The following is a 13308-nucleotide window of genomic DNA, read 5'->3' on the forward strand; positions in this document are numbered from 1 at the left end:
CGATGTTAGGTGTTATTGCAGATGATTTTACAGGCGCAAGCGATATCGCCAGTTTTTTGGTTGAAAATGGCTTAAGTACGGTGCAAATGAACGGTGTTCCAACACAATCGTTAAACAGCAAAGTAGATGCCATTGTGATCAGTCTAAAATCACGTTCCAACCCTGTGAATGAAGCCATTGAACAGTCATTGAGGGCTTATCAATGGTTAAAGGAAAATGGTTGTACGCAATTTTATTTTAAATATTGTTCCACCTTTGACAGCACAGCGAAAGGCAATATCGGTCCTGTCACGGATGCTTTACTAGATGAATTAAATGAAGATTTCACCGTTATTACACCAGCCTTACCTGTAAATGGTCGCACTATTTTTAACGGCTATTTATTCGTAGGTGATGTATTGTTGAGTGAATCAGGCATGAAAAACCATCCGATTACGCCAATGACTGATGCTAATTTAATGCGTTTAATGGATGCACAAGCCAAAGGTAAAACAGGTTTGGTGGCGTATGCTGATGTGATTAAAGGGGCTTCGCGTGTGCAAGAGTGCTTTGCGGAATTAAAAGCACAAGGCTACCGTTATGCGGTTGTTGATGCCGTGGATAATTCGCAGTTGGAAGTACTTGCTGAAGCAGTGGCGGATTTCAAATTGGTGACAGGCGGTTCAGGCTTAGGAGCTTATATGGCTGCACGTTTAAGTGGTGGTAAAAAAGGCACCAATGCCTTTACGCCAACTAAAGGTAAAACCGTGGTGCTTTCAGGGTCTTGCTCAGTAATGACCAATAAACAAGTGGAAAAATATCGTGAAAAAGCACCGCACTTTCAACTTGATGTTGAGCAAGCCATCCATAATGAAAATTATATAGAACAACTTTATCAGTGGGTGATAGCAAATCTCGATAGCGAATTTGCCCCTATGGTCTATGCAACAGTGCCACCAGATGCATTAAAAGCTATTCAACATCAATTTGGGGTGGATCAAGCAAGCCATGCCATTGAAAGCACTTTCGCCAAACTTGCCGATAAATTAAAACAATATGGCGTAACAAACTTTATTACTGCTGGTGGTGAAACCTCAAGTATTGTGGTGCAACAACTTGATTTTACTGGGTTCCATATTGGTAAACAAATCGCCCCAGGTGTGCCTTGGTTAAAAGCGGTAGAAGAAGATATTTTCCTTGCGCTTAAATCAGGCAATTTCGGCAAAGAAGACTTTTTTGAATATGCACAAGGAATGTTCCTATGACGGATTTAGCACAAAAAGAATTAATGGTGCAGCTCGGACTTTCTTTTTATGAGCGAGGTTACACCGTGGGCGGTGCAGGTAATTTATCAGTTCGCTTAGATGACAATCGTGTGTTAGTGACCCCTACAGGTTCTTCACTCGGTCGGTTAAGTGTAGAACGTTTATCTGTATTGGATATGGAAGGTAATCTTTTAGGGGGCGATAAACCATCGAAAGAAGCAGTATTTCATTTGGCTATGTACAAGAAAAATCCTGAGTGCAAAGCCATTGTGCATTTACATAGTACCTATTTGACCGCACTTTCTTGCTTAGATAATTTGGATCCTAATAATGCTATAGAGCCATTTACACCGTATTACGTAATGCGCGTGGGAAAAATGCAAGTTATTCCCTACTATAGACCGGGTTCACCAAAGATTGCAGAAGAATTAAGTAACAGAGCTTTAACAGGCAAAGCCTTCTTACTCGCTAATCATGGTGTTGTTGTCACTGGCTCAGATTTGCTTGATGCGGCAGATAATACAGAAGAGTTAGAAGAAACCGCAAAATTATTCTTCACTTTGCAAGGACAAAAAATCCGCTATCTCACTGATGCCGAAGTGAAAGATTTAGAAAATAGAGGAAAATAATTATGCCTAAATTTGCAGCAAACTTAACAATGATGTTTAACGAAGTGCCATTTTTAGATCGCTTTGAAGCGGCGGCTAAAGCAGGCTTTAAATATGTCGAATTCTTATGGCCTTATGATTACCCTGCACAAGAACTCAAAGCAATTTTAGATAAGCATGGCCTAAAAGTTGTGTTATTTAATACCCCAGCTGGTGATGTAAACAAAGGTGAATGGGGTGTTTCGGCAATCCCTGGTCGAGAAGCTGATAGCCATAGAGATATTGATTTGGCTCTTGAATATGCACTTGCATTAGGTTGTCCAAATGTACATATCATGTCAGCAGTTGTGCCAGAAGGTGCAAGCCGTGAAGAATATAAACAAACCTTTATTAAAAACGTACGCTATGCATCTGATAAATATAAACCATATGGGATCAAAATTCAGCTTGAAGCTTTAAGCCCTGAAGTGAAACCTAATTATTTACTCAAAAGCCAATTTGATACGCTTGAAGTGGTGGAATTGGTTGATCGTGATAATGTATTTGTTCAACTCGACTATTTTCATGCACAAAATGTAGATGGCAATCTTGCACGTTTAACCGATAAATTAAATGGCAAATTTGCTCACGTTCAAATTGCTTCTGTACCAGACCGTCATGAACCCGACGAAGGTGAAATTAACTACCAATATATCTTCGATAAACTAGATGAAATCGGTTATACAGGCTATGTTGGCTGTGAATATAAACCACGTGGTGAAACCGTAGCGGGATTGGATTGGTTTCAGAAGTATAAATAAATATTCTTAAATTTAACTGCGGCTTTAAAAACATATATTATCTAAGGAGGATACAATGAAAGTTGTAATTACTGGTGGACAAGGGTTCTTAGGACAACGTTTAGCCAAAACGCTATTAGCCCAGAATAATGTTCATATTGATGATTTAATTTTAATTGATGTTGTTAAGCCTATTGCGCCAAATAATGATCCTCGTGTTCGATGTTATGAAATGGATTTACGTTATCCAACAGGATTAGATGAATTAATTACTGAAGAAACGGATGCTATTTTTCATTTAGCAGCTATCGTAAGTAGTCATGCAGAACAAGATCCTGATTTAGGTTATGAAATTAATTTCTTAGCAACACGAAATATCCTTGAAATTTGTCGCAAAAATAATCCTAAAGTGCGGTTTATTTTCTCTAGTTCTTTAGCCATATTTGGTGGAGAACTACCTGAAACTATTTTAGACAGTACAGCATTCACACCGCAATCTACCTATGGTACACAAAAAGCAATGTGTGAATTGCTGATTAATGATTACTCACGAAAAGGTTTTGTAGATGGTATTGTTATTCGTTTACCAACCATTTGTATTCGACCAGGCAAACCAAACAAAGCTGCATCCTCATTTGTTAGCAGTATTATGCGTGAACCTCTACATGGGGAGGATGCTGTGTGTCCTGTATCGGAAGAATTACGTTTATGGTTATCTAGCCCAAATACAGTAGTTGCAAACTTTATTCATGCTTTACAACTTCCATCACTTCCATTGCGTAGTTGGCATACTATTAATCTTCCAGGGTTTAGTGTTACCGTAAAACAAATGTTATCTGATCTCACTCAAGTAAAAGGTGAAGCAATTTTAGAACATATTAAATTTGAGTTTGATGAAAGCATTAACAATATCGTTGCTAGTTGGCCTGCAAGAATTGATAACACCCAGGCATTAGCTCTTGGTTTCAAAGTGGATAGCAATTTCCAAAATGTTATCCAACAGTTTATTGAATATGATATGTAGGAGGCACTATGTTTGGCTTACCTATTCCAATTATTGGATTATTAATCGCTGTATTTGTTCTCGTTTTTCTCGTCTTAAGAACGCGAGTTCATGCTTTCATCGCAATGCTAATTGCAGCTTCAATTGCGGGTTTAGTAGGTGGTATGTCAGCTGATGAAACCTTAAATTCCATCACAAAAGGATTTGGTGGCACACTAGGTAGTATTGGGATTGTTATCGGACTTGGTGTAATGATGGGTAGCGTCTTAGAAGTTTCTGGTGCGGCAGAAAAAATGGCATATAGTTTTATCAAAATGCTAGGTCAGAAAAAAGAAGAATGGGCATTAGCCATTACAGGTTACGTAGTGAGTATTCCAATTTTCGTAGATTCTGCATTTGTTATCCTTTATCCAGTAGCAAAAGCTCTCGCAAAAAATGGTAAACGCTCATTATTAACTCTAGGCGTTGCTTTGGCTGGTGGCTTGGTTGTGACACACCACACCGTTCCACCAACACCAGGTCCATTGGGAGTAGCTGGGTTATTTGGTGTAGATATTGGTGCAATGTTACTCACTGGAGTGTGTATGGCTGTCTTGCCTGTTGTAGGAATAGTTCTGTATGCTAAATGGTTAGATAAAAAATACCCTAACTTTAATCAAGAAGTGTTCACGGAAGAAGAATTAAAACAAAAATATGATAGTTATATTGAAAGTCGTGAGAAAAAAGAACTTCCTAGTTTAGGGCTTTCTTTACTACCAATTGTATTACCAATAATATTAATCTTTATTAAAGCAGTTGTACATTTATTCGTTAAAGATGTACCTGAAGCATTGACAAGTATACCTTATCAAATCGTTTCATTCCTTGGTCACCCTGTTATTGCTTTAGCATTAAGCGTATTAATTTCTGTTTACACATTATTACCAAAAGCCGATAAAAATACGACTGCACTTCATCTTGAAGAAGGTGTTAAAACAGCTGGTATTATCTTATTAGTAACAGGTGCGGGTGGTGCATTAGGTGCGGTATTACGCGATAGTGGTGCTGGAAAACAATTAGCAGAACAGATCGCAAACTTACCTATTTCACCAATTTTAATTCCATTTATCGTATCGACTTTAGTGCGTTTTATTCAAGGTTCAGGTACGGTTGCAATGGTTACCGCTGCTTCAATTTCAGCCCCAATCCTTGCGCAAATACCCGGTGTCAATATGCTATTGGCCGCTCAAGCTGCTACCATGGGATCGCTTTTCTTTGGTTATTTCAATGATAGTTTATTCTGGGTGGTTAACCGTATGATGGGAATTAATGATGTGAAAAAACAAATGGTCGTTTGGTCTGTACCAACCACGATTGCTTGGGGGATTGGTGGTATTTCAGTAATTCTTGCTAACTTGATTTTTGGCAACGATGGCTCTGTATTTGATCTACTTTTCCCTGTTGTCGTGTTAGCCAGCATTTTATTCTATATCAAATTTCAGAATAAAAATCTTTAATTGCGGTTAAAATTTAATAGTGATACGTTGTACAGATATAAATGAGATAACACCATTTAGCAGTTTTATCTCTAAAATACCAAATCATTGCGGTACACATATGGACGCACCACGTCATTTTTTGAAAGATGGCTTAAGTATTAATGAGCTTTCTATTGACTATTTCTGCCATAAAGAAGTGGCATTATTGGAAATTCCAAAAGGAGAAGCTGAAGGCATTACAAAAGAAGATTTAAAACCTTATGCCGATATTTTATCTAAAGTTTCTTTTGCCTTTTTGAGAACAGGCTTTGAAAAATATAGAACAGCAAATCCCTTAATTTACCAAAATGAAGGGCCATACATTGCAACGAGTGCAGGCCAATATTTGTCCGAGACTTTCCCAAATTTGAAAGGGGTTGGCATTGATTTCTTAGCCTTAGGTTCGCCGTCTTCTCGTGTACCTGACGAAGAAAATCCAAAAAATTGCCACCGTGCGATTTTAGGTTATCAATGCACCATTACGCATTGTCGGGCTAGATTCAAGCCAACTTGTATTGCTGAAATTGAATAAATGATGGAGTGCTAGGGTTATCTCTAGCACTCTTTTTATATCTAGATAGGAGTGAAGATTATGTAAAATATCAACCTTTATCTTGGTGAACTTGTGGGAACAGCATTTTTTATGGTGTTAGGACTTGGCGTTTGTGCCAATATTTCCTTAAAAAAATCAGGAATGTATGGGAACGGTGGTTTACTTACCGCTTGTGGTTTGGATTATCAATGGTGTCCATTGCTGTTATTTTTGGACCACTCACCGGCGCTCATGTAAATCCTGCTGTTACTATCGATTTTTGGGAGGTAGGTAAATTTCCAACAGAACTTGTGTTAGTCTATATTATTGCTCAATGTATCGGTGCGTTTATTGTTGCTCTGATTGTATGGCTATTATTTAAAGATCATTTAGATGAAGAAGACAATCAAAATTGTCAATTAGGTTCTTTTGCCACTATTGCAACAAACTCTAATAACTTACGCAATTTACTTTCTGAAATTGTCACCGCATTTTCATTGTTATTTACTTTATTCACACTAAATCATCAACAACCTACTAATGGTGTTGCAATGTTCTTTGTTTTTACGGGAGTAGCTGGTGGTGTTATGTCCTTTGGTGGATTAACGAGTTATGCAATCAACCCAGCACGTGATTTTATGCTGCGTCTTATTCACGCTATCATGCCAATATTCATTTTTATAGACTAGCGCACTTGCTAATCTACGTCAGCCCCTTTATTTTTTCAGAAAATGTAGAAAGTTTATTTCTTTTTAAAAAGCCGTTGGCAATCTTAGTAAATTTTAATACACTAGAAAGCCTAGTCGGGGTGCAATACGCTGAGATCATACCCGTGAACCTGAAACAGTTAATACTGACGTAGGAAACTAGGAATATAACCTTATCTCCTTTTCGTCATTATTGCTGCCTTTTAATCATAAATAAGGATGTAATAATGAAACTTCTTAAATTAACCTTAATTTCTACCGCACTTTTTTCCACCGCGGCATTAGCTCAAGCACAGCAAAGTGTAAACGTATATAGCTACGACTCTTTCACTTCTGAATGGGGGGCTGGGCCAAAAGTAAAACAAGATTTTGAAAAAGCCCATCCACAATGTGCGATTAATTTTACGCCTTTTGAAAGCGTTGGTGTGTTGCTCAACCGTGTTCGTTTGGAAGGGAAGAAAACCAAAGCGGATATTGTGCTAGGTTTAGATAACTTTTTTTTGGAACAAGCTGAAAAAACAGGTATTTTTGCGCCAAATAACGTGGATTTAACTCAGCTTGATTTACCAACAAAATGGACAAATAAAACTTTCTTACCTTTCGATTTCGGTAATTATGCTTTTGTGTACGATAAAACCAAATTACAAAACCCACCGAAAAGTTTGAAAGAATTGGTTGAACGCCAAGATCTTCGTGTGATTTATCAAGATCCTCGCACCAGCAGTGTGGGACGTGGTTTATTGGTTTGGATGAATGTAATTTATCCTGAAGATAAAATTCAATCTGCTTGGAAAAATTTAGATAAGCATACGGTAACAGTAGGTAAAGGCTGGTCAGATACTTACGGTGCATTCTTAAAAGGCGAAGCTGATTTAGTGTTAAGTTACAGCACATCGCCACTTTATCATCAACTTTTTGAGAAAAAAGATAATTATGCGGCGACAGATTTTGCGGAAGGGCATATTACTCAAGTAGAATTAGCGGCAAGGGTTGCCAACCATCCAAATCAATGTGCGGATGATTTTATGGCATTTTTAATTTCGCCTACAGCACAAAAACATATTGTGACAGCCAATATTATGTTGCCAGTTATTCAAGGCGAAATTGAACCGCACTTTGATGCGCTTAAAGTTCAACAAAAAATGCAAACACCAATTAATCCAACAGTGAATCCTGAGCAGTTAAAAAATTGGATCAGCACTTGGCAAACTACATTAACAAAATAATTTGATGCTGTCGTTATTTCATCATCCACAATTCCGCCTGCGTCATTATGTGGGCGGCGTTGTTGTCATCGGCGTGATTACGCTTTTTTATGGAAGTGCGTTAAGTTCAATCTTTACATTGGGCGATGAATTACAATGGCGAGCTTGGTTTACTGATGATTATCTACAGCATCTGATTCTTTTCAGTTTTGGGCAAGCTTTACTTTCTACCGTTTTATCTATTTTCTTTGGTTTACTTCTCGCTCGGGCATTATTTTATAAGCCATTTTTTGGAAAAAAGTGGTTGTTAAAATTAATGTCGCTAACTTTTGTCTTACCTGCTTTAGTGGCAATTTTTGGTTTGATCGGTATTTATGGTTCAAGCGGTTGGTTAGCTTGGTTTGCTAATCTTTTTGGAATGTCGTGGCAGGGGCATATTTACGGACTGTCGGGTATTTTAATTGCCCATCTTTTTTTCAATATCCCACTGGCAGCACAGCTTTTATTACAAAGTTTGCAAAGTATCCCTTATCAGCAACGTCAGCTTGCAGCACAGCTCAATTTGCAAGGTTGGCAATTCGTTAAATTGGTGGAATGGCCTGTTTTTCGTCAGCAATGTTTGCCCACATTTAGCTTGATTTTTATGCTGTGCTTTACCAGTTTTACCGTTGTTCTTACGTTAGGTGGTGGGCCTCAATATACAACATTAGAAACAGCAATTTACCAAGCGATTTTATTTGAATTTGATCTGCCGAAAGCGGCACTCTTTGCTATGTTGCAATTTGTATTTTGCTTGCTTTTATTTAGTTTAACATCTCGTTTTTCGCCTTCTAATCAAAATGGCTTGAGCAATAGTAATATTTGGTTTGTGAAACCTAAAAGTGCGGTCAAAATTTTCCATGTTTTTGTTTTAATTGTTTTTGTATTTTTCCTTTTTTCGCCAGTTTTGAATATTCTTATTAGCGCATTGAGTTCATCAAGTTTACTCAAGGTTTGGCATAATTCTCAACTTTGGCGTGCGTTAGGTTATTCACTTTCTATCGCACCCTTGTCTGCATTACTTGCATTAACGATGGCGATTGCCTTATTGCTTTTATCACGTCGTTTAGAATGGTTACATTATCAAAAAATCTCGCAATTTATTATTAATGCAGGAATGGTAATTTTAGCCATCCCGATTTTAGTGCTTGCGATGGGGTTATTTTTATTATTACAAGAGCGTGATTTTTCCAATATTGATTTGTTTATCATCGTTGTATTTTGTAATGCCTTAAGTGCAATGCCTTTTGTTTTACGTATTTTAAGCGCACCTTTTCATAACAATATGCGTTATTACGAAAATCTGTGTAATAGTCTGGGAATTGTAGGTTGGCAACGTTTTTATCTGATTGAGTGGAAAACCTTGCGCGCACCGCTGCGTTATGCTTTTGCTTTAGGTTTAGCGTTATCTCTGGGCGATTTTACGGCGATTGCGTTATTTGGCAATCAAGAGTTTACTTCTCTACCGCATTTGTTATATCAGCAGTTAGGTAATTATCGTAATCAAGATGCAGCTGTAACCGCAGGGATTTTATTATTGCTTTGTGGCATATTGTTTGCCTTTATTCATACATATAGGGATGCTGATGATTTATCTAAATAATGTGATTTTGAATGATAAAACCTTGCCGATGTGCTTTAATTTGAACGTTAAGGCTGGCGAACGTGTTGCAATTATTGGCGAAAGTGGCGCAGGGAAAAGTACCTTATTGAATTTAATTGCTGGGTTTGAATTTCCTGCTCAAGGAGAAATTTGGTTAAACGATAAAAATCATACGCGTAGTGCACCTTATGAACGACCTGTTTCCATGCTATTTCAAGAAAATAACTTATTTCCCCATTTAACCGTACAGCAAAATCTTGCCTTAGGAATAAAACCCTCTTTAAAATTAACCGCACTTGAGCAGGAAAAAATTGAACAGGTCGCTTGTTCTGTAGGATTGGGCGATTATTTACAACGTTTACCGAATTCTCTTTCAGGGGGGCAAAAACAACGAGTGGCATTGGCACGTTGTTTATTGAGAGATAAGCCAATTTTGTTATTAGATGAACCATTTTCGGCGTTAGATCAGAAACTTCGGGTAGAAATGCAGGCTTTAATCGCTAAACTTTGTGACGAGAAAGATTTAACATTGCTACTTGTTACTCACCAACCATCGGAATTAATCGGTTCGATAGATCAGGTGTTAGTGGTGGAAAATGGTCAGATAAGTCAATTACAAAAAGGGGTGTAAAATTAGTTTTATTCATAACGTTGAATTGATTGTTTCTACCATATACACTAATTCATCAATTAAGAAAGTATAAAAAGCGTGGTGTTTTTAACCGCACTTTCAAAGGAAAAATATGTTAGCGGAAAAATTACAAATTAACTCTATTACTCCTCATCCAAGTGTAGAATATTGGTCTGTTTGCAAAGTTGAGGCGTTATTTGAAACGCCATTTTTGGAATTAGTTTACCGAGCAGCGCAGGTTCATCGTAAGCATTTTAACCCTCGCGCGATTCAGTTATCCACGTTAATGTCTATCAAAACGGGTGGATGCCCAGAAGACTGTGGTTATTGCCCTCAATCAGCCCGTTATCATACTGGCGTACAAAATCAACAGTTATTAGATGTTAATGAAATTATTGCGAAAGCAAAAATTGCGAAAGCACGTGGCGCAGGGCGTTTTTGTATGGGCGCAGCTTGGCGAGGGCCTAAGCCAAAAGATATTGAGAAAGTCACAGAAATTATTAAAGCAGTAAAATCCCTTGGTTTAGAAACTTGTGGTACTTTTGGTTTATTGCAAGACGGTATGGCGGAAGATTTAAAAGAAGCTGGATTAGATTATTACAATCATAATCTTGATACCGCACCAGAACATTATGCAGAAGTGATTGGTACTCGCCGTTTTGATGATCGTCTTAGCACTTTAGGAAAAGTACGCAAAGCTGGGTTAAAAGTGTGTTGTGGCGGCATTGTGGGGATGAATGAAACTCGTAAAGAACGAGCAGGATTAATCGCGAGCCTTGCAAATCTTGATCCGCAACCTGAGTCAGTGCCGATTAATCAACTTGTTAAGGTTGAAGGTACACCGTTAGCCGATGCGGAAGAATTAGATTGGACAGAGTTTGTACGAACGATTGCTGTTGCACGTATTACTATGCCAAAAAGTTATGTTCGTCTTTCTGCAGGTCGCAGTGGTATGACTGAAGAAATGCAAGCGATGTGTTTTATGGCGGGGGCAAATTCGATTTTCTATGGCGATAAATTACTTGTTACAGATAATCCAGAAGAAGATGGCGATCAGTTATTAATGGCAAAATTAGATTTAGAGCCAGAAACTGCAGAAAATAAAAAGTAGTAATTTACGTTAGATAGTTGAGAAATTAAGTATAAATCTATTCCTTTCTTTATTTCATATCTCATAATAATTTTCAATAGATAATAAATAGCTCCCTGAGTGTCAAGGAGCTATTTATATCAATCTTAAAGAATTTCTTTCGCTTTCGCTACCACGTTTTCAACAGTGAAACCAAAGAGTTTAAATAATTGATCTGCTGGTGCGGATTCGCCGAAGCTATTCATACCGACAACACGACCGTTGAATCCAACGTATTTATACCAGAAGTCAGCAATACCCGCTTCAATTGCAACACGTTTTGTTACAGCTGCAGGCAATATGCTTTCACGGTATGCTTCATCTTGTTTATCGAAACGGTTTGTACTTGGCATAGAAACAACGCGTACTTTTTTACCTTCGGCAGCTAATACATCTGCTGCTTTTACTGCTAATTCTACTTCAGAACCTGTCGCGATGAAAATTAATTCTGGAGTACCTTCGCAGTCTTTTAATACATAAGCACCACGTTTAACTGCATCTAATTGTGCAGAAGTGCGGTTCATTTGAGCAAGATTTTGACGGGTAAAGATCAACGCACTTGGGCCATCTTGACGCTCAACCGCTTGTTGCCATGCGATAGCTGATTCCACTTGGTCACATGGACGCCATGTTTCAAGGTTTGGAATTAAGCGTAGTGAAGCCGTTTGTTCTACAGGTTGGTGTGTCGGGCCATCTTCGCCTAAACCGATAGAATCGTGAGTGTAAACGAATAAAGCGCGTTGTTTCATTAATGCCGCCATACGTACCGCATTGTGTGCATATTCGTAGAACATTAAGAAAGTTGCACCATAAGGAATGAAACCGCCGTGTAAAGCAATCCCGTTCATAATGGCAGACATACCAAATTCACGAACGCCGTAGTTGATGTAGTTACCACCTACGTTTTCATGCGCACGAATCGGTTTAGAACCACTCCATAACGTTAAGTTAGAGCTTGCTAAGTCTGCAGAACCACCTAAGAATTCAGGTAATACGTGAGCGTACGCCTCGATTGCATTTTGTGATGCTTTACGGCTTGCAATGCTTGCTGGGTTTGCTTGTAATTTTTCGATGAATGCTTTAGATTCTGCCGCCCAGTTTGTTGGTAATTCGCCAGAAACACGACGTTTAAATTCTGCTGCTAATTCAGGATAGGCTTTTGCATAGGCGGCAAATTTTTCTTCCCAAGATTTTTCTGCTGCTGAGCCTTTCTCTTTTGCAGACCATTCAGCATAGTATTCAGCTGGAATTTCAAATGGCGCATATTCCCAACCAAGTGCTTTGCGAGTTAAAGCGATTTCTTCATCGCCTAATGGCGCACCGTGGCTATCGTGAGAGCCTGATTTATTTGGAGAACCAAAACCAATGATGGTTTTACAAATTATTAACGTTGGTTTTTCTTTTTCTGCTTGAGCAAGAATGGTGGCAGCACGAATTTGCTCTGCATCGTGACCATCTACATTACGAATTACTTGCCAGCCATAAGCTTCAAAACGTGCTGCAGTATCATCGCTGAACCAACCATCAACATGACCATCAATGGAAATATTATTGTCATCGTAGAATGCGATTAATTTGCCAAGGCCTAATGTTCCTGCTAAAGAGCAAGCCTCGTGAGAAATCCCTTCCATTAAACAACCATCGCCTAAGAACACATAAGTATGGTGATCGACAATTTCATGGCCTTCACGGTTAAATTGACCTGCTAAGGTTTTCTCAGCAATCGCCATACCCACCGCATTAGTGATACCTTGACCTAACGGGCCAGTGGTGGTTTCAACACCGGGGGCATAACCATATTCTGGGTGACCTGGGGTTTTAGAATGTAATTGACGGAATTGTTTTAAATCTTCGATAGAAAGATCATAGCCAGTTAAATGTAAAAGACTATAAATCAACATAGAACCATGGCCGTTAGAAAGTACAAAACGATCTCGGTCAGCCCATTTAGGATTAGTTGGATTGTGTTTTAAAAAGTCGCGCCATAATACTTCAGCAATATCCGCCATCCCCATTGGGGCTCCAGGGTGACCTGATTTTGCTTTTTGTACAGAATCCATTGCTAAGACACGAATTGCATTGGCTAATTGTCTACGAGTTGCCATTTTGTTCTCCTGTGATAATTCGTTTTGAAAAATAATCTTGCGCATTCTACCTTATTTCTGAAAGAAATTTAGCAAAAATCCGCACTCAATTTAATAGTTTGTGACAATAATCAAATTCTACGATGACATTGATGAAAACGCATACTACTAGATTTTATTGTCAAATTTACCGCACTTTTTTCTCTTTGAGTTTATGATAAGAACAG

Annotated in this window: 11 protein-coding genes, 1 pseudogene and 1 riboswitch; of the genes and pseudogenes, 11 read left to right on the forward strand and 1 reads right to left on the reverse strand. The window is 38.3% G+C overall.

Annotated features, from left to right (window positions below; all coding sequences use genetic code 11):
* Nucleotides 1-2 precede the first annotated feature (2 nt).
* The 11 genes and pseudogenes from otnK to bioB all read left to right on the forward strand — a co-directional run bounded on the left by otnK (nt 3) and on the right by bioB (nt 10979).
* Entirely contained in the window at nt 3-1244 is a 1242-nt protein-coding gene (otnK, locus tag DV356_RS01615; RefSeq protein ID WP_065245174.1) for a 3-oxo-tetronate kinase, read from the forward strand.
* Entirely contained in the window at nt 1241-1873 is a 633-nt protein-coding gene (gene otnC, locus DV356_RS01620; protein ID WP_065245175.1) for a 3-oxo-tetronate 4-phosphate decarboxylase, read from the forward strand. The genes otnK and otnC overlap by 4 nt, the downstream gene beginning before the upstream one ends.
* A gap of 2 nt (nt 1874-1875) precedes the next feature.
* Nucleotides 1876-2652 carry a 2-oxo-tetronate isomerase gene (gene otnI, locus DV356_RS01625; RefSeq protein ID WP_112071404.1) on the forward strand — a complete coding sequence of 259 codons (777 nt, stop codon included), beginning with the start codon at nt 1876-1878 and terminating at the stop codon, nt 2650-2652.
* A 55-nt stretch (nt 2653-2707) separates the two neighbouring features.
* Nucleotides 2708-3655 (forward strand): D-erythronate dehydrogenase, encoded by a 948-nt coding sequence (denD, locus tag DV356_RS01630; RefSeq protein ID WP_105878381.1) that lies wholly within the window; start codon nt 2708-2710, stop codon nt 3653-3655.
* Between the two features lie 8 nt (nt 3656-3663).
* Nucleotides 3664-5130, forward strand: a complete 1467-nt coding sequence (locus DV356_RS01635) for a GntP family permease (RefSeq protein ID WP_118795022.1) — start codon at nt 3664-3666, stop codon at nt 5128-5130.
* 16 nt (nt 5131-5146) lie between these two features.
* Nucleotides 5147-5687: pseudogene (locus DV356_RS01640) on the forward strand (cyclase family protein).
* Between the two features lie 205 nt (nt 5688-5892).
* The gene (locus DV356_RS01645) at nt 5893-6372 is read left to right on the forward strand and encodes an MIP/aquaporin family protein (protein WP_118806431.1); all 480 of its coding nucleotides are present in this window, start codon (nt 5893-5895) and stop codon (nt 6370-6372) included.
* Between the two features lie 105 nt (nt 6373-6477).
* A riboswitch (TPP riboswitch) is annotated at nt 6478-6565 on the forward strand.
* Between the two features lie 52 nt (nt 6566-6617).
* Entirely contained in the window at nt 6618-7616 is a 999-nt protein-coding gene (gene thiB, locus DV356_RS01650; RefSeq protein WP_105880485.1) for a thiamine ABC transporter substrate binding subunit, read from the forward strand.
* Nucleotides 7617-7620: 4 nt separating this feature from the next.
* A complete protein-coding gene (gene thiP, locus DV356_RS01655) occupies nt 7621-9237 on the forward strand; it encodes a thiamine/thiamine pyrophosphate ABC transporter permease (RefSeq protein ID WP_105880486.1) in 1617 nt (538 codons plus the stop codon).
* On the forward strand, nt 9221-9868 hold the full coding sequence (gene thiQ / locus DV356_RS01660; RefSeq protein WP_105880487.1) for a thiamine ABC transporter ATP-binding protein: 648 nt from the start codon (nt 9221-9223) through the stop codon (nt 9866-9868). The genes thiP and thiQ overlap by 17 nt, the downstream gene beginning before the upstream one ends.
* Nucleotides 9869-9980: 112 nt before the next feature.
* Entirely contained in the window at nt 9981-10979 is a 999-nt protein-coding gene (gene bioB / locus DV356_RS01665; protein WP_118806432.1) for a biotin synthase BioB, read from the forward strand.
* Between the two features lie 125 nt (nt 10980-11104).
* On the opposite strand, the gene tkt is transcribed toward bioB, so the two are convergent.
* Complete coding sequence (gene tkt, locus DV356_RS01670; RefSeq protein WP_118806433.1) at nt 11105-13102, reverse strand: transketolase; 1998 nt, start codon at nt 13100-13102, stop codon at nt 11105-11107.
* Between the last annotated feature and the right edge of the window lie 206 nt (nt 13103-13308).

It is taken from the genome of Haemophilus influenzae (assembly GCF_003494325.1).
Lineage (GTDB): Bacteria > Pseudomonadota > Gammaproteobacteria > Enterobacterales > Pasteurellaceae > Haemophilus > Haemophilus influenzae_I.